Origin of the sequence: Streptomyces sp. NPDC002785 (genome assembly GCF_040295565.1) — a bacterium.
In the GTDB taxonomy this organism is placed as follows: Bacteria; Actinomycetota; Actinomycetes; order Streptomycetales; family Streptomycetaceae; genus Streptomyces.
On the sequence record NZ_JBEOVN010000038.1, the window covers coordinates 27,498 to 45,565 of the forward strand.

General features: G+C 71.1%; 12 protein-coding genes and 1 pseudogene. 1 reads left to right on the forward strand and 12 read right to left on the reverse strand.

The features are described 5' to 3' along the window. Window positions 1-71: 71 nt before the first annotated feature. The 12 genes from ABTZ94_RS12545 to ABTZ94_RS12600 form a co-directional block, all read right to left on the reverse strand. Window positions 72-743, reverse strand: a complete 672-nt coding sequence (locus tag ABTZ94_RS12545) for a VOC family protein (protein WP_351200263.1) — start codon at window positions 741-743, stop codon at window positions 72-74. Beyond that, a complete protein-coding gene (locus ABTZ94_RS12550; RefSeq protein ID WP_351200265.1) occupies window positions 743-1,846 on the reverse strand; it encodes an NAD(P)/FAD-dependent oxidoreductase in 1,104 nt (367 codons plus the stop codon). Before ABTZ94_RS12550 ends, ABTZ94_RS12545 begins: the two co-directional genes overlap by 1 nt. Continuing rightward, window positions 1,818-2,909, reverse strand: coding sequence for a hypothetical protein (locus tag ABTZ94_RS12555; RefSeq protein ID WP_351200267.1), 1,092 nt, complete (start codon window positions 2,907-2,909; stop codon window positions 1,818-1,820). The genes ABTZ94_RS12550 and ABTZ94_RS12555 overlap by 29 nt, the downstream gene beginning before the upstream one ends. Next, window positions 2,902-4,167 carry a metallopeptidase TldD-related protein gene (locus ABTZ94_RS12560; protein ID WP_351200269.1) on the reverse strand — a complete coding sequence of 422 codons (1,266 nt, stop codon included), beginning with the start codon at window positions 4,165-4,167 and terminating at the stop codon, window positions 2,902-2,904. Before ABTZ94_RS12560 ends, ABTZ94_RS12555 begins: the two co-directional genes overlap by 8 nt. Further along, window positions 4,164-6,434, reverse strand: a complete 2,271-nt coding sequence (locus ABTZ94_RS12565; protein WP_351200271.1) for a lantibiotic dehydratase family protein — start codon at window positions 6,432-6,434, stop codon at window positions 4,164-4,166. Before ABTZ94_RS12565 ends, ABTZ94_RS12560 begins: the two co-directional genes overlap by 4 nt. Continuing rightward, entirely contained in the window at window positions 6,431-7,915 is a 1,485-nt protein-coding gene (locus ABTZ94_RS12570) for a hypothetical protein (RefSeq protein ID WP_351200273.1), read from the reverse strand. Before ABTZ94_RS12570 ends, ABTZ94_RS12565 begins: the two co-directional genes overlap by 4 nt. After that, window positions 7,915-10,221 carry a lantibiotic dehydratase gene (locus ABTZ94_RS12575; RefSeq protein WP_351200275.1) on the reverse strand — a complete coding sequence of 769 codons (2,307 nt, stop codon included), beginning with the start codon at window positions 10,219-10,221 and terminating at the stop codon, window positions 7,915-7,917. Before ABTZ94_RS12575 ends, ABTZ94_RS12570 begins: the two co-directional genes overlap by 1 nt. Next, entirely contained in the window at window positions 10,218-12,668 is a 2,451-nt protein-coding gene (locus tag ABTZ94_RS12580) for a lantibiotic dehydratase family protein (protein WP_351200277.1), read from the reverse strand. The genes ABTZ94_RS12575 and ABTZ94_RS12580 overlap by 4 nt, the downstream gene beginning before the upstream one ends. A gap of 4 nt (window positions 12,669-12,672) precedes the next feature. Further along, window positions 12,673-14,481 (reverse strand): hypothetical protein, encoded by a 1,809-nt coding sequence (locus tag ABTZ94_RS12585; RefSeq protein WP_351200279.1) that lies wholly within the window; start codon window positions 14,479-14,481, stop codon window positions 12,673-12,675. Further along, a complete protein-coding gene (locus ABTZ94_RS12590; RefSeq protein ID WP_351200281.1) occupies window positions 14,475-14,738 on the reverse strand; it encodes an ammosamide/lymphostin RiPP family protein in 264 nt (87 codons plus the stop codon). The genes ABTZ94_RS12585 and ABTZ94_RS12590 overlap by 7 nt, the downstream gene beginning before the upstream one ends. A gap of 227 nt (window positions 14,739-14,965) precedes the next feature. Then, window positions 14,966-15,601, reverse strand: coding sequence for an NADPH-dependent FMN reductase (locus ABTZ94_RS12595; protein ID WP_351200283.1), 636 nt, complete (start codon window positions 15,599-15,601; stop codon window positions 14,966-14,968). A gap of 59 nt (window positions 15,602-15,660) precedes the next feature. After that, window positions 15,661-16,479, reverse strand: a complete 819-nt coding sequence (locus tag ABTZ94_RS12600; RefSeq protein ID WP_351200285.1) for an AfsR/SARP family transcriptional regulator — start codon at window positions 16,477-16,479, stop codon at window positions 15,661-15,663. A 1,410-nt stretch (window positions 16,480-17,889) separates the two neighbouring features. Between ABTZ94_RS12600 and ABTZ94_RS12605 the strand changes: the two are divergent. Continuing rightward, window positions 17,890-18,068: pseudogene (locus ABTZ94_RS12605) on the forward strand (IS1380 family transposase); the annotation flags it as partial.

The following is an 18,068-nucleotide window of genomic DNA, read 5'->3' on the forward strand; positions in this document are numbered from 1 at the left end:
TGCCCCGGGCGCCCCGGCGGCGCCGCGGCCGGGGCGCCCCGGATTCCGCCCAGGGGCGGGACGTGCTGATGTCACGGAAGCCGCACCACCGTCTCGCCCTCGGCGGTGTCGATGTGCACCGCCGAGATCCGGGGGCCGGCGGCGGGGTCGACGACGACATCGAGGGCCGCGAGTCCGGGCCACCGGCCCGCCCAGTCCCGCACCTGCGCAGGACCCGTCTCAAGGCGCCGCAACGACCTCGGGCACACCCTGTGCCCCGCGGCCTTGAGATCGCCCGGCACCCGTGCCGCGCGAGCCTCCGCGTTGCCGTAGCTCAGGAAGAACGGAAGCACCCGGCTGCGCCAGGACAGGTCGAACGCCGCCTCGGCCCACGGCACACGCTGTCCGTCCGCGCGGACGGACTCGCCGCGGAAGAGATCCGGGTCCGCTCCCGTGACGGTCTCCACCTCGTGTGCGGTGGACTGGATGTCGTCGGTCATGACCGCCCAGTTGAGGAAGTCAGGTCCGTCCGCGGTCCGTTCCAGGAACAGGCGTCCGAAGTCGCTGCCCGCCAGCTTCTCCTCGTCATGGGTGACGAGGAGCTCCAAATACTGCACGTCGGGCGTGTCGAAGGGCACGACCCAGCTCGCCGTGCCGTCCGCGTTGGGACTGCCGTCGGTGATGCCGAACCCGTGCCGCTCCCACAGCAGTTCACGCAGCGGTTCGATGTTCCGCGCGCCCAGAATCACGTGGTCGATACGCATCAGACGGCACCGCCCAGCGCGTGCGAGGGGCACATGCTGTACGGCAGGGCCTCCCAGTCGTCCCCGACAAGACCGGCCGCCATGCCCTTTCCGGTGGCGCGTGCGGAGAGCAGCCCGTGCCCGGCATGGCCCGCCGAGAGGAAGATCCTCTCGTGTCCGGGCAGGGCGCCCGCCAGCGGCCGTCCGGTGCCGGACACGGGACGCAGCCCGGCCCGCAGCTCCACGGGCACCGACTCACCGAGCCCGGGCATGGCCGTGGTCGCGAACCTCAGCAACTGTGCGATGCCCTGGGTGGTGACATGCTCGGCGAATCCGGCGTCCTCCTCGGTGGCCCCGACGATCACATCGTCGCCGACCCCGGGCGCGAGGTAGTACGCGGAGGACAGGATGCAGTTCAGCTCCTCCTCGGTGCGCAGCACGGCCATCTGGCCGCGCTGCGGCCGCACTCCGGTCGCCTCGGCCAGGCCCTTGCCCGAGCTCCAGGCGCCGGCGGTGATCACCACCCGGTCAGCGCGGAGCGTCCCGTCAGCGGTGACGACGCAGCTGTACGTTCCCTCCTCGCGTACCTCCCGCACCGTGACGCCCTGCCGCCAGTCGACGCCCTGGGCGAGGCAGCGGCGCCGGACGGCGTCCAGATAGCGGCGGCCATCGATCATCAGCCCGTCCGGGTCGAGGAGGTAGCGCCTGCTGGAAGGCAGCTTGAGCCCGGGTGTGGCGTCCTTGAGCGCGTCGCCCTCCACCCAGGTGCCGACGCCGAGGCCGTCCAGCACTTCGCCGTACGTCTCCACATCCGTCTCACGCAGCGCGCGCAGGATGGGCCGGGCCACGCTGAACGCGCCGTACTCCGGTTCCAGCCGGGCGACATCGGCGTCCAGGTACCGCTTGGCGGTCCGCAGCCAGTCGTAGAACTCCCGGTCGACGAGGTAGCGCAGCGAGGGGACCGCCACTCCCGCCGCGCGGTTGGTGGCGTGCCCGGGCTCGTCGCCGGAGTCGAGTACGAGGACCGACGCCCCACTGGCGCTCAACTCCTCGGCGAGGCAGGCGCCGACTATTCCTCCGCCGATGAGCGTGAAGTCAGGGGGTGATGACGGTGACGACGGCATGTCCTGCACCTTCCATGTCGGCCGCGCTGGCGAGTACCAGCGAGCGGGTGGTCACGTCGCTGTCGCTGTGGACAGCCGTGGGTGGGCCGGCCAGGCCGCGGGCCTGGCGCAGCAGATGGATGGGTTTGCCCCCGAGGACGACGCGGAACCAGTTGCCCGGCCGGTCCGCGGTCCTGACCAGGCACTGGAGACGGACGGTGCCGTCGCCGTGGTAGCGCTGGAGGCCCTCCACACAGCAGACGAGTTCCATCGCGTCCGGGGGGACCTCGGTGTCCGGCCCGGTGAGTTGGAGGCGGGCCAGCTGCGGCGGGACGAAGGCATTGGTGTCGTGGTCCCAGACGGCCCGTCCGAGCGGGATTCCTTCACCGAGCGGGGATGCCGGTGACGGCGGGCAGATCCTGCCGACGTCCACGAGGGTGGTGGGTTGCGCCGGATCGCCCCGGTCGTCCCGTCCCGACCCGTACGGCGCCGGCGGAAGATCGCGCAGCGTCAGCGGCGGCAGTACACGCCGCCCCGCCAGCCGCCGCGCGGTCGCACGCCCTGTGCGCGAGGTCAGTGAGAAGGCGGTACCGGCGACGAGCACGGCCGCGAGCGAGGGCCGGAGCACCAGCGGCCGCTCGCGCCAGTCGTCCGGCGGGGCGGCGGAACCGAACGGCTCCGGGAAAGCCCCGAATTCGTCCCAGGGGAGTGCCTCCACCAGGGCGGCCGGATCCCCGGGGCCGCTCGTCCCGAGGAGCACAGGGCCGCCGGGTGTCTCCACGCGGGCCAGCAGCTCGGCCCGTCTCGACACCAGCAGACCGTCGGCGTCGCGCCATTCGTGGACCTGGGCCACCGCGCTCTGGAGACCGGCGACGGCGGATGCCGCGCGGTCGGCCGCCTCGGTGAGCAGCAGGCCGGCCTCCTTGCCCGCTTCCTGGTCAGGGGGCCCGGCAAGGCGCCGGGAGCCGGTGACCCGGCCTGCGGCGTCACGTTCGAAGCGCAGGGTGTCGAGCGACACGCTGAGCCGGGGCGCACCATGGGTGGGCGTCAGGATTCCGGAGGCACGAACCCGCGTCTCAGACATGGGACACCGCCCGCAGACCGACGAGCCCGGCCGGAAGCCGCAACCCGGCATTGGCGAACGACACGAGCACCGGATACTGCCCCAGCTTGCCGCAGCCTCCGGTGGCCCGCAGATAGGCGGCCACCCGGTGCTCGTAGGGCCGCAGTCCGGCGAGCACACGCGCCCCGTCACCGGTCACCGTCAGCGGACCGAGCCGGGCAGTGCTGCCGTCGGCGCGGTGCAGCACGGAGAAGGGGGAGTTGAAGACGAACGCGCCCGTTGCGATGTTCATCATGCCCAGCCGCAGCCCGTACGGCGCGATCCAGTCCCCCGTGGGCGGCTCCGGAGCGGTGCCGGGCTCGATCAGGGCAGCGGTGTGGGTCATCCGGGGGATCGCCGGATGCCGGTAGCTCTGCCTGCGTCCGTGTCCCGATCCGGGTCCGCCCCCGAGCCGGGACGCGAGCGCCCGGTCGGTCATCGGCTGCCCCACGGTGCCCCGGTCGATCAGCCGGAGCGTGCGGCACGCGGTTCCCTCGTCGTCGAACGGACTGCGGTAGCCCCACCCGTCGTGCGCACCGCCGTCGAGCACCGACAGCCATTCGGGCGCCACCCGCTGCCCGGACCGCGCCCCGAGATAGCTGGTTTTGGAGGCCACCACATCGGCTTCCATCGGATGGCCGACGATCTCATGAAAGAACGCCCCGGCGAGACCGGGGAGCAGCACCAGGTCGGCACCGTCCGGGAGTTCGGTCGCGAGCGGCAGCGCGAGGCGATCGCGTATCGCGTCGGCCGTACGCACGGCCGCGTCCCTCAGCCCGTCCGGGTCGGACCCCGGGCGGGCACACAACAGCGACCGGGAGTGGACGGTGCCGTCGGCGCCGGTCAATCTCGTCTCCAGGCTCGTGACGATGCGCTCCGTGGTGCCGACGCGTTCCGCGCTGCCCGCGGCGACATGCTGCTGGACCACACCGAGCGTCAGCTCCGCGCCCGTATCGGCGGCGATCCGGGCCAGTTCGGCACGCAACTCAGGGGTCAGCTCGAACAGGGGCCGTTCCTGGACCTCGCGCAGTGCCTCGGCGGCCTCGGCCGCCACCCCGGCCGCACCGGAGGTCAGCAGGTCGTCGCCGTCCGCGAAGCGGTGCTCGGTGAATCCCTGGCCGAGATGCCGCTCGACACTCATCCCGCGCACCGAGGACTGTTCGGTGGTGGTGCCGCCGTCCGGCAGCACATCGGCACGCAGCCGCAGTGAGTGCTCGGCGAAGAGCGTGGTGTCCCTCATACGGTGCTGCTCCCGTCGGTGCTCCTGCCGATGATCTGGACCCGCAACTCGCTGGTGTAGCGCCGCCCTTCGGCATCGCGCAGCCACAGCTCGTCGGGGCCGGGCGCCATGCGCTCCACACCCAACTGATCGGCGCCGCGTGCCACATGGCTGATCAGGTCCGCCGCGAGCGGCGACGCCAGGTCGATCAGATACGGCTTTCGCTCGTGGGCGCTGCGGCAGAAGACGAACCGCTTCCCCGTGTCGCGTGCCAGCCTGCGCAGCGCAAGGAACCGGGCGGACGGCTCCGGTGCCGCGAGCGCCGCCGCAGGCACCTGCCACCGTGAGCGCTGCAGGACGACCGATCCCAGGGCGACTTCGGGCTGCGCACCCTCGGTGGTGAACGTGGGGTGGAGCACCTGCGGGTGGGAAAGCGCCGCGATCGGGGCGTACTTGACGAAGTCGCTCAGCGGGACGTAGGCGCTGACCGGCCGGTCATCCGGATCGTGCAGAGTGACCGCGTCCGGCCCGATGCGGACCGTGAGGTCCTCCGGCTTCAGCAGGTCCGGCTGCCCGTGGTCGGTCCAGGTCAGCGGGCGCATCGCGACCTCACGGCCGGGGAAGCGGTAGTAGCCCTTGTTGCGGCGCCCGAAGTCGAGGCCGACGACGGCGCCGTCCTGCTGCGCCGTCCACGCGGCGGCATCGGCGCCCAGCCCGGCCGGATCCGGGTGCATCGTACCCAGCCAGCTGCGGACGAGCAGATGATGGTGGGCGCGGGAGAGTACGAGCGGGGCGCCATCGAGCGCGGAGGCGTCCGGCGCGGCGGGGCAGAGATCGACGACCGCGTACCGGTCGCCGTCCAGCGCCTTGGCCTCGCCCGTCAGCCGCTCGACCTCGGCCCGCCAGCCGGCGCCGGGGTAGCTGGGCGCGTGCGCAGCCTGGAAGGTGCTGGTCGAGTCCGACCTGCTGACGGCCGCGCGGGTCGCGTACGTGAGGAGGTCCATCTCGACAACCGGTCCGCCCGGTCCGTCGTGGCCGTCCGTGAACGCGTCACGGACCGCGTCCTGTGCCGCGGTCTGGGTGGCCTGTCCGTGCGCCGCGCACACCTCCATCACGGGCGCCAGCCGCTCCTCCCAACCACGGACCAGTTCGGTGCCGAGGGTGAGGGCGAAGGGCGATGCGCACTCCTCGAAGAACACGGCACGGTCGGCATACGCCGCACCGGCACCTCTACGGGCCGGCTTGCCGGTGAACTCGGTGAACCGGTCCTCCAGGGCGGCGACCGTCGCCGCCTTGCGGTCGAGGGGCTGCTCCGCCAAGTCGCCGATGAGGGCGGAGAGTTCACCGATCCGGTCGAGCCATAGCCCGCGTGCCGGTGAGGCGGGCAGCGCGGAGAGCTGTTCGCTCAGGGTCGTGAGCGGCTCCAGGTCGTAGTCGCCGCCGCCCAGGCCGATGGTGACAGCCTCCTCGGCCACCAGCCGCATCAGCGTCCGGGCGACCTCGCGGGCCGGTTGCCCCGCCGCGCGCACCAGGTCGCGGAACACGGTCCCGTCCGGGGCCACCAGGGAAAGCAGCGGCTCCTGCGCTGCGTCCCCCCGGCCGGTGGAGTGGAACGCCAGATGCGGAAGGATCTTGGGGTCCTTGGCGACGGCCATGGTCAGTGCACGCGCCGCCCAGTGCGAGAAGAAGACCCTGCGGGCACCAGGCACGTCGTGGCGCAGTGCGGCCCCGTCACCGTCGCCGACCGTGCCGTAGGCCATGGGCCCGAAGAAGCTCACGGTCTCGTTCTTCGCGCAGAACCGCTGCACATACGTGTACATCTGGCGGCGCACCCTGCGCCAGCGGGAGGTCAGCGGACCGTCGTGCGCCAGGAGCGGGAGCAGCATGTTGCGGTGCGCGTCCGGGTTGGACAGGAACACCGCCTCGGAAACCCGCGGGTCCGCCAGCAGATCCCGCAGCCGCTTGCCGGCCTCCTCGTCGGCCTGCTGATGGGCGTGCGCGTAGCGCTGCCATGCGTCACCCCAGGCGCGTACCGACTGCTTCCAGTCCTTGTCGCCCGACTTCGGCAGCTGCCGCACACGTCCACGCAGTACGTCGGACCGCACGGCCTCGGCGCGGGACCCGCTGAACTGCCTCTCCACGAGCTCCAGCACGGTCTGCTCACGGTCGAGCAGTTCGTCCGCCAGTTCCAGCAGGGAGCTGGGCGCGCCCAGCTCCTCCAGCCAGTCGAACGGCATCCCCGCATGGCGCAGGATGAACTCCCGCCCGATGCACCACTGTCGGCTCACTGGCCCCTCCGCATCACTCCGGCTCTCACCAGCCGGCCGGTCAGTTTCGTACGGACCGCATCGCTGATCCGGTCCAGGACGGCGGTATCGCCGGACGAGAGCCGCTCCACGACCGGCGTCAGCTTCGGGTGCAGCCGGAACGCGCCTCCCGTCCGCAGATTCACCACGAATGAACCCGGTCCCTGGCCGTCCGGGCCCGGCCCCTCCTCGGCCACGACGGCGGCCGACGGCTCCCACAGAGGAGGCTCGGGACGGGACCGGGCAGCCCCCGGGGCGAGGACGCAGCACGCGAAACGGCCCGGGTACAGGTCGGCCACGGCGCCGAGTTCGGCGTTGAGGGCGCTGATCGCGGCGGTGCGTGCCGATGCGTCGAGCGTCCCGGGTGCGCCGAACCGGTCCCAGCGCGGCAGATCATGGTCCGGCGACGTGTGCCGGACCAGCGGTACGCCGGCCCAGGTGCCCGGTGCCCGGCCGCCACGGTCCGTGGACAGCCGGAACGGGCTGAGGCCCGCGAGCCGGGGCCCCGGCCCGTACAGCAGGCTCCGGGCGGTGGCCCCGGTCTCGTCGGCGCTCACCCCCGGTGCCCCGATGAGCAGTTCGACGGCGAGCGGCGTCTTGCCCGCCAGGTCCAGGACGGGCCGCAGATCGGTACGGTTACCGTCCGCCCCCGTCACCTCGGCCCAGGATGTCAGCTGTGCCGCGGTCAGCGCCGCGCCGCGGCACTCGTGCCATGCTTCGCCGGGCAGTGCCGCCGCTTCCCCGGGGGCGAGCCAGCCCGCCCAGGGGACACCGGCCCGCCAGTCGGCGGCGCGGCGGACCCAGTGGACCGGCGTGCCGTCCCCCGACCACTCCTTGCGCAGCCGCCATGAAGGAGCCCAGTCGTCGAAGCCGGCGGCTGCGGAGAACGGCGCCAGCGCGCCCAGCGCCTCGCGGTGCGCGGCCGCGAAACGCCCGCACAGCACGACCCGTCCGGGTCCGAGAGCTTCCATGAGCGCGGCGGCGGCCGGGAGCTGCTGATCGATCTCGACCACCAGGTGCACACGCCCGTCCGGCGCGGCGGCACACGCCCAGGCGGTCTCGGGGCCCAGCAACTCGGTGCGCCGGGCCGCCCGGACCACATCGGCCCCGGACTCGGTGGTGCCGTCGACGAGCTCCACGTCATCCGCCGCCAGCCGCAGCGCCGGGTCGTCCTCGCCCGCGAGCCGCAGTGCCATACCCATGGCGCGCAGCCGTCCCGCGTCATGGCTCCCCCGGGCGGTGATCCGGGCCGCGGCCCGTGCGAACAGCGCCTTGGTGAGGGTCTCGGCGGCATCACCCCCGCCGCGCCGGCCGAGCGCGTAGGCGTCGGCCAGGGCGCCGAGGGCCTCGGCGCCCGTGAGCCGTGCGATGAAGTGCGCGTTCACATCGAGCAGTTCGCCGTCCGCTCCGAGGTCCGGTTCCAGACTCGGATCGAACAGCGGCGGGATCACCACCTGGCGCATCACCGCTCACCCCCGCCCCGCAGATACACACAGCGCAGCTCCGAGGCGAAGCGCAGGTCCCCGTCGCGGAGCCAGGCGTCGTCCGGCGCAGGCAGCGCCTCGGAGACCACAAGCTGCTCCGCCGTGCCCGCCAGCCGGGCCAGGCCCTTGAGCAGCTCGGGGCTCGCGGTGTCCACGTACACCGGTTTGCGTTCGGCCGGTGACTTCACGAAGAAGCGGCGCGGCAGTCCCCTCTCGCGCACCAGGCGGGCCGACTCCAGCAGCCGTTCGGCCTCCTGCCGACTGCTGTGCGCCTCAAGCGCCTCGGCACTCGGCAGCGCCCAGCGCCGCCTGGAGAACACCACATTGCCCCAACGCAGCCGCGGCACATGCGGCAGGTCCGGCAGCACCGGGCGGCGGATCCGCGGCAGCGCCAGCGCGGTGTGCACGGCGGTGTCGAGCTCGCCGTTGTGGAAGAGGAGGCTTTGGCCCGGATGAGCCTCGCTGCGCAGCACGACCTGTTCGCCGTCGCTGTCCAGCCACAGCTGGTCCAGGCCGACTCGCTCCCGGCCCGCAAAGGCCGTGCCGCCCAGTTCGAGCACCACACCGGGGAACTCGAGCGGCGGCAGCCCGGTCGTACGGCGCGAGATCACATTGACGGCGATCTGGTCGCCGAGTGCCCGGCGCACCGCGGCGTCCCGCTCGGCCAGCAGTTCTGCGGAGTCCGGATGGAACTGCAACGCCCAGGGGGTGAGCAGCGCCGCGTCGTGGATGTCACCGAGCACGAGCGGGGTCGATCCCGGCCGGTATCCGGCCAGATCGCGTGCGGCGATCAGGACGTCGATGGAGCACAGCACCGGGGCGGAGGGCACCGGTGGTGCGGCCAGCAGCCCCGCCACGTCGAGTTCGGCCCGGTCCTCTCCTCCGGCGGCGATGACCCTTCCCAGCTCGGCGCCGAGTGCCCCGCCCGTTTCGATGGCGAGGTCCGCGCAGTCGCGCAGGGCCCGTATCAGCGGGATCCTGCCCGGTCCCAGCCGGGCCGCGACCGCCCGGTTGGTACACAAGCGCGTCATGTCGGCCTCGTGGGCCAGCAGATCCAGCACAGGTGCGACGGCGTCGCACATATCGCGGGCCAGCGTTCCGCGGACCTCCAGTCCGGCCGTGCCGACCGCGGCCTCGTGGATGATGACCCGGTCGTTGTAGAAACGGCCGCGTTCCGCCGAACGGTCGGTGACGGGCAGCAGCGACTCCAGTTCGGCCTGGATGGTCAGCTTCCGCTCGGGCGGCGCCCACGGGTAGCCGTCGAGCAGTTCGAGCATGTTCACCAGCAGCGCCCGCACCCCGGCGGCGCGGCCGGCCGTCTCGGTGTCCGATGCGTCGATACGTTCGAGGGTCCAGCGCAGCGGGTCGACCACGGTGGCCGGCGGGCACAGCGTGTGCGTCAGCGTCCCCTTCGCCACGGCCGCGGCGAACGCCTCCACCGCCTCCCGAGCGCCGGCACCGGCCCCGGCGGCGACCTCGGCCACCGTGCGTGCACCGTCGGCCTCCCGGAGCAGCACGGCGTCGATGCCCGTTCCCCGGGGCGTCCGAGTCATGGTCTTGCGCACCGGTATCAGCCGCTCGGCCAGCGCCTCGTCGCCCAGCAGCAGCGCCTGTACGGCGTCGTTGACACGGGCTGCGGTGTGCGCCTGGCGGACACTGATCGCCGCGTAGCCTTCCCACCCCAGCGCCGTCGGAGCATGGGAACCAGGGCTGAGCCGACCGTAGTTGATGGGCCCGAAGAAGCTCATCGTCTCGCTCTTGGACGCGAGCCGCTGCGCGTAGGAGGCTAGTTGGCGCCGGATCCGGCCGCCCGTCGCACCACGAGCGAGATCGCGGTGGACCGCAGGCGACGAGCAGACGATGGCGTCGTTGACGCGCGGATCGGTACGGATGGCGGACAGCGCCTCGTCGACCGCCGCCGCGTCGGCCTCTACGGTGGCGGTGAGCCGCTCGCGCGCCGCGGTCACCTTCTCGGCCGTGGCGTTCCACTCGTCCAGCCAGTCGCCGGGGAAAGTGTCGGAAGAGGGCAGGGGCCGCAGACCGCGTAACTTGCTCTGCTGGCCCCGGGACAGGCGCCCCGACGGATGCAGCCGTGACGCCACATCGGCCGCCTGCGCCTCAAGGGCGAACAGCTCCTCGATGAGCAGGCGGGTCCGCCCGTAGGCCAGTTGTTCGACCATCTGCCAGGGGAACCCGGCACTGCGCAGGACGACCGTGGGCAGCAACTCCCAGCCATGCCGCGCCGACGCCGACTCGTGGGGATGCTCTGTGGGTTGGGCGATCACGACGACACCCTCTTCATGGCGATCCGGAACTCCGAGGTCACAAGCGCCCCGCCGTGGCGCAGCCACAGCGCGTCCGGCGCCGGTCTCATCTCGGCCAGGGACATGGTCGGGCTGTCACCGGCCAGCACCATCGCCACCAGCGCGTCGACGGCCAGCGGGTTGTCCAGATCGATCCCGACCGGCTTCGGTTCGTGCGCCAGGGAGGCGAAGCAGAACCGGGGCAGGCCGCGCCGTGCCCGCAGGGACTGTACGGCGAGGAAGGCGGCGCCCAGGTCCCGCCCCGCGTCGACACCGAGGTCGGCCCGGTCGAACCACCAGCGCGCCCGCTGCACGAGCAGGTCGCCGACCATGATCCTCGGCGCGAAGTCCCCGAACCGCACCAGCGGCAGCCCCACACCGGGAGCGGCGAAAGCCCGCAGGTGGACATGGTCGTCCTCGCCCGCGTACAGGGTCAGCTCACCGTCGGGCGTGCGCAGCCGGGGTGTGCCGTCCACGAGGGCGACCGTCAGATCGGTGAGCGGCACGGTCCGCTCCCGGTCGTCGGTGGCCACCGAGGTGATCTCGACGAAGCGTCCCGGGAACCAGTCCGCGACCAGGCCCTTATGACGCCTGCGGCGAATCACCGTGGCCAGCCGCTCGGGGCCGCCCCAGGGCTCGAGTCCCGCCGCGAAGTCGCCCAGCATCCGGTCCTGTTCATCACTGAACAGCCCCTGCGAGCCCCAGGCGAAGACATAGGGGTGCAGCTCGCCGAGCACCAGCAGCTCGCTGTCGCCGTCCCGGCTCTCCAGCATCAGATCCGGGCTGACGAAACGGTGCCTGCCCGACTCGGGCGCGAATGCCGCCAGTTCGGCGGGGGTGAGCCGGGCCTCCTGCCCCTGTACCGCGGCTTCCACCAGCTCCGCGTAGTCCCGCTTGAACGCGATGAGCGGCTTTGCCAGGGCGTCGAGCCCACCCGCCTCGACCGATGCGTGCACTCGGCGGATCAGCGCGTCGTACGGCATCGTCTCGGTGTCCGCCGCCCGCATGATCCCCGTGCACAGCTCGGCCGCCGCACGCTGCTGGAGTTCGCCGTAGCGGGCGGCCACGTCCAGCACCGGGCCGAGCTCCGACTCCCAGCGCCGGGCCACGTCGCCGCCGACCACCACCGGGCTCTGGTCGCCCTTGGCGTCCAGGGACACCACGAGCCGGTCGGCGTACATCCGTCCGCCGGCGCGGCGTGCGTCGACCTCGGTGAGCCTGGTGAAGCACTCCTCCACCCGTTCCAGCGCGGCAGCCCTGACACGGTGGCCCTCGGCCGCCGCGTAGGCGTCGGCCAGATCGCGCAGTTCGCGCAGCCGGACGGGCCAGCCAGTGCCGTCCGCGTAGCGGTCGGCCCAGGAGATCAGCCAGTCCAGGGGGCGGGCCGCGGTGGACGGCGGCTCGGGCCAGAGCCGCACCGCCCCGGCCTGCCGCAGCCGGTCCAGCACACGGCGCGCCTCCGCGAGGCCGACCCCCGCCAGCGCCGCCAGTTCGGTGGCCGAACGCCGGCCGTCCACGGCTTCGGCGAGCTTCCACCGTACGCCCGACAGACCGACCCGGCGGCCGTCGGCGGACTGGATCGTCCCCGAACCCGGCGTTGCGCCCGGTGTCCTGTGGCAGGACGGCAGCCAGGCCACTGGCGGACGGTCCCGCACATCCGGGTCCGTGCCGACGAGCCTGGCAAGCTCGCACACAGCCCAGAACGCTGTCTGCGCCTCCAGGACGTGGTAACCGGAGTCCGTCTCAGGACCCGGGGTGATCCCCTCGGCCGTACGGTCGATCCTGCCGTGCACCAGCGGCCCGAAGTAGCTGGTGGTCTCGTTCTTCGCGCCGAGCCGCTGGCCGTAGAGGTAGACCCGACGGTAGAACGACCGGTCCTTGGCGCGATTGCGTCCCGCCGCGGTGTCCCGTTGCTCCCAGCCGTCGTTCCAGCGCACCACCTCGGTGTGGAAGGACGGCGACAGCTGGAGCAGGGCGTCGCACACCCTCTCGTCGCGGAGCAGGTCGCGGACCCGGGCCGGCCGCCGCAGCACCTCCTCACCGAGGGCCGCGGTCAGCCGCCCGGCCGCTTCCTGCCGCGCAGAGTGTGCCGCGCGATAGTCGGCGACCGCCGAGGCGACGGCGCCGTCCTGCGGGTCCTGTTCCACGAGCAGTCTGCGGCCCACCCGGCTGCGCAGCTTCGACAGTTCGCGCAGCTCGGCGCGGTCCGTCTCACGGTCGGCACGCGCGACGGACTTGGCGATCGCCTCCTGGAGCCGGGCGCGGCTCTGCTCGAACCGCGCCACCGCCTCCCGGTAGTCCGCCGCCGCGGCACTCGTCGGCCCGTCGCCGAGGGCGGTCAGCAGGTCGCTGCCGAAGCCCGCCCTCCTCAGCAGCAGCCGGGGATACAGCTGCCACTCCGCCCGACTTCCAGTCGCATCGTCCGCCATGGCCTCAGTCCTGGAAGTTGATCAGGTCGAATGGACGGTTGAGCTTGGTACGCGGCTTGGGCAGGAGCCCTTGCAGCTCACCGCCTTCGGCGACGGCCTTGGCGAGGGCGTCGGCATCGCCGGGACGGGTGAGGCTCAGCGCCGCCGTCGCACCCACCGAGTCGGCTGCGGTCGTGGAACCGGTCGTCATCACCCGACCCGCCTGGGCCAGTGCGATGCGATACGGATCGCCCAGCAGCCGCGCGGCGGACTCGGCGCGCTCGTACTGCTCGGCGCCCGCCTTCGCGTCACCGCCCGTGGTGTGCAGCATGCCCAGTTCGAGACGCACCTCGGTCTCGTGGAAGAGGTCACCCAGCTCGGCCGCGTTCGCGAGCGTGATGTCCAGGTCCTCCACAGCGGCGTCCCGCTCGCCGACGAGCAGCCGCAGCCCGGCGCTTCGGTAGGCGTGGTGCTTGCGGAAGCCCGCGTTCGACGAACCTGCGGCCTGCTTGAACTTCTCCCAGGTCGCGAGCGCCGAGCCGTGCTTGCCCGCCTTCTCCTGGAGCACGCTGATGTTGGAGTACAGGTTGATCCGCAGATGGGCGGCGCTGGCGTCGGTCAGCCCGGCCATGCAGGCCAACGCCTGCTTTTCGTGCTCGAAGGCCGCCCCGAGGCGCCGTTCGGAGAACAGGGTCAGCCCGCGCAGGTTGTGGAGCCAGCCGCGCTCGCGGCGCACGCTCTCCGCCTCGTCCGGCCGCTCCTTGACGACCTCGAAGCCCTGCTCCACCTCGGCGACGGCCTCCGCCAGCCGGTTCTTGCGCTTGGAAAGTGTGAGTGCGGAGTACAGGTGCGACTGGGCACGCAGCTCCGGGGAAAGGCCGTCGGCGTCCTCCCGGATGGCACGGAAGCAGGCGACGGCCGTGTCCTGGTCGCCGCGGAAACCGGCCTGGATGCCGAGCACCTTGAGCAGGAAGCCTCGCACATCGGCGGTGCCCCGCAGGATCGCCGTCTCGAACTCGATGGCGTGGACGAGCTCTTCCTCACGCTCCGCCTTTGCCAGCAGCCCGGGAACGTCGGACTCGGGGATTCGGGAGAGCAGCCCGATCGCCTCGCCGGCGACAGAGGCCATGCCCTCCCAGTTCGCGGAGAAGAACGCCCTGCGGCAGTAGGCCAGTGCGGCGGCCACCCGGTCGACGGCAACACTCTCGGTGTCCCTCGCCCGCAGATAGAGCTCGCCTTCCTCGGACACGGGCACGAAGCCGGTGTCACGAGCCGTGCCCAGGTCGACGACGAGGTCGTCCTCGGTGACCCGCAGCCCCATGCGGCGCAGGCAGCGCACTCGCTCCCGGCGGTAGTCGGCATACCGGCCGATCGGTTCGCGCACTGACGTGGGCGCGTCCAGCAGCAGTTCGGCGCCTTCGACGACCTGAGCGTGCTCGATGGCCCGCATGAAGCCACGCAGCGAGGACAGATCGGTGCCACCCATCCCGCTGACCAGCAGGGGCCTGCCCAGTTGCGCGGTGCCCGCGCAGAGGGCGGCGGCGGCCACCGTCAGCACCCGGTAGACCTGCTCGCTTTCCCGGTGCAGACGCCGCTCGGAGGGCGCGAGCGCGATCTCCTCCAGCGGTGCGGTGCCGGGAGCGGTCTCGGCGGGGAAGAGCTCAGCCCATTCCGACGGATGGCTGGTGGCAAGACCGGCGAAGTCGGCACCCTCGGCACGCAGGGCGTCGATGCTCGCCCGCAGACCCGTGTACGAGGCGGCAGGACCGGTGTTGACGTCGACCCGGACGGAGCTGCCGGAGGTGCGGCCCGATTCGGCCGCCCGCGTCACCATCGCGAGAGCTCGGTGACGGCGAGGGCGAGCGGGGCGATCTTGTTCTCGACCTCGTCGAGGTCGAAGTCGACGTCGTCCAGGTCGTCGAGCGCCTCGAGTTCGGTGTCCTCGGAGGCCTCCGCCTGCGGGGCCTGTGCATCCTGCTCAGCGGCGGACGCGGGGGCCTTTTCGGTCCCCTGGACGACTTCCTGGGTGTCGGCGGTCGTTTCCGAACCGGGCGATGTGGACTTCGTGGTGTCTTCCATGGCGTGCTCCATCCGGGATCACGGTCGGACATGGGCATACGGACGCGGGCGGTCCGGGAGCAGGGCAGCCCGAACCAGACGGTCCGCGGGATCATGAGGAAACCGGGGGAAATCTGGGGAAAACGAGCGAAAGTGAGAAGTCGTGGGGGGACAGATGTACGGGCATTACGAGGGAGGCGGCGGCCGGGCAGGGCCGGACCCGCGCGTGGACCGGGGTTCGGGGCTCGGGCGGGGATTTCTCAGCCGACCGGCGTGCCCATCCGGGCGAACTCGACCACTTGCCGGCCGACGGTCGCCAGTTGTGCCGCGAGGTGTGGATCGGTGCTGCTGCCATCGGGCGCCAGGGTGACACGCTCCGTGCTGACGGTCACTCCCAGCGGAGTGGGCCAGCCCCTGAGGGCGTGCACCACCGAGCGGAGACCCGCCAGCGCCGAAGCCGCCTGCGTCCCACGCGCGGTGACGACACAAGCGACAGCACGGCCGTGCAGATAGGGACGCCTGTCCTCGCGCAGGTCCTCCATGTAGTCGAGGGCGTTCTTCACAAGCCCGGAGACGCCCCCGTGGTAGGCAGGCGTGCCGATGACCAGGCCGTCGGCGAGGGTGACGGCCTCGATCAGCCGTTGGGCCGCCGGGGTGCGCAGTTGCTCCCCGGGGGCGTACAGCGGCAGTTGCAGGTCCTCGGCACCGAGCAGCAAGGTCCGGGCCCCCGCTGACGCGGAGGCCGCGAGAACCGCCCGGACCGCCCGTTCCGTGGAGGAACCCGGGCGGACGGTGCCACCGATGCCGACGATCAGCGGTCTGGCATCGGCCGAGGGACCTACGTCGAGATTCTCCGAGGAGGGACCGGAACCCGGTTCCGTCTCCAGCACGATCACACCAACCTCCTTGGCCGGTCGCGGGAATCCCGAGTCTAGGAAGGCCGGTTACGAAATGGTTACGCGGTGGCCAGAGGGTCGGTCTGGTACCCGGGCGGCACGTTGTTGACGCGTAGAACCCGCTCGAAGAGCCGCTGTGTATCAGGGCTGATATCAATGTCCAGGCCGCCCGACATCCGGTCGCTGCACAGTTTGAACCAGGACTTGGCCTGACCCAACTGACCCAGCTCTCCGTGGACCTGGATCAGGGTCCGGTAGACATCCTCCTGATACGGATCAATGTCCAGTGAGCGCCGGCACACATCGATGACCTCATGCAACTCGCCCCGGTCCAGGGCTTCCTGGAGGAGATAGGCCGCCGCTCCCAGGGCGAGGGACCGCACCCAGTCCTGCTGCTCCCTGACCCAGTCGGCGGTCTCGCCCGGCAGGAAGTTCCCGACGTGGAGCTCCAGGGCGCGCCGGTAGTGCTCCGCAGCCGTCCGCCGGTCCCCGCGGGCCGCCGTCCTGTGGCCTTCGCAGCACAGCCGCTCGAACACCTCGAAGTCCAGCCAGGCGTCGTGGACCTTGAGGGTGTACCCGTACTCGTTGAAGCTGATCTCTGCGGCCGGCTGCTGTCCCGCGGGTTGCTCACCGCTGAGGATCTGCTGCACCGCGTGCTTCGCGACCTTGAGGGAGCTTGAGCTCGCGGACCGAGTGCGGTCGGGCCACAGTGCGGCGTGCAGTTCGTCGCGGTCGACCGTGCGGCCCCGGTTGATGAGAAGGTAGAGGAACAGTTCCCGCGCCTTTCCGGCCCGCCACCGTCTGACCGGGTGCCCCATTAATTCCAGTGAAAAGCCACCAAGACAGCGTACGACGACACGCTCGGATATCTTGGGCATGCTGAAGTCCCTCTTCCTTCGTGCGGATAAACTCGTGAGTAGTCAATACCGTTGCCTCTGACGGAAGGCCGCACACCGACACGGCCAAAATCGGTTGTGAGGGTATTCCCTGAATTGTTGCTCACTCAGTTCCTTCACAACAAGACGCCACGGCAACCGGCTCATCGATGAGGAAAAATATGGCCGGTAAGCGTCGCGGAAGAAACAGTTCCGCCGGAAAGAAGTGGCGAAAAGAAAGAACGCGACGAACGCAATGAACACAAGGTTGACCTGCGGGGGCTGGCGGCGCACAATCACCCGGTCACGTCAGCCCTTGAGGTCGGGCCAGGATTCTCCTTGTGTGGGACCTTGTGCGTCTTCGGTGGGCGGAACGCTTCTCGGGGGGTCATACAGGACCGCAGTACGTGATCGGGTGGTCCTTTCGATTGCTTTCAATCCGGCAGGTTCCGACAGGATCAGGGACGCCCGTTATCTCCACGTTGATACGGCAATTGCTGTTTGGTGACCGGCGGTTTTGAATGCGGAGCCTGGCCGGTGCATGAAGTTTTCGCGGCCGTACCCCGTAGATGCGTCGGCGAAGTGATGACACGGGAACTCAATTCCTCCACGGCGCGCCCGCAGGGCGAATGCGTAACGGAACTCGCCGTGGGCACCAGTACATCTGGTGGCCGATCGGGAAGGCAAGGTGGAAACGCCGTCCTGAGACCTTTTCCACACAGCGCCCCTCCGAGGAACCCGGGACGGCGGCCCGCCGTCCCAGGGAAGGTGCACCGCTCACACCGCGTCGGTCGCCGCGAGTGAGTCCTGGGGGCGTCAACGAGCCACCGCGGGCCGACACTTCGAGGTGAGGCCTCGCCACTTCGGCGCTGCGCGCATCGCCGGAGTCCCTCTTCTACGGTCTCCAGGTCGGGCTTGCGCTTCGGCACAGCCGGCTGGGAGTTCACTGATTACGACTACTGGTTCCTCTGCACCTGCCAGTCCCTTGCCTGGACCGTCGCGCAGTACGGCGCCAGGGTGCCCGATGCCGCCTGACGTGTTGAATGGGCAGCCGCGCCATCGCGCGGCGGTGGGCGGCGTCGCGACCACGGATGCCTCAAGACCCGCACCCTCTACGACGAGGCCACCGCGTGGTCACACCACGCAACCCTCGCCGCAGCCGCTTGACATCCCTACGCCATGGGATGTCTGACCTGCTCGAACTCCTCAACGCCGCCACCGAGCAGGACCGTGGGACGGAAAACCCGTTCCGCTGACCGCGACCGGAACATAGCCGGGGATCGCTGGTTAGCCTCGGGCTTTCACGTGGGTGGGTGTCCGAGGTGTGATCGGAAATGCGAAGAGTGCTCCTGACCAGCAACGATGGGACTTGTCTAGGGTCCAGGTCGTCGCGTGGAAAGAAGCACTCCTCAGGTGAAGAAGCGTATCGGGTCCTACCCGCGTGTCCGCGTCGAGGGCGGTGGCCGGGCAGTGGTCTCCCAGGCCGGTGGCGTTCTGCTGGTCGAGACCATCCGCAAGACCGGGCTGGACACGTCGATATCGACGGCGCTCGCACCATGGCGAAAGCCTCGGGCGGTGCACGATCCAGGCAA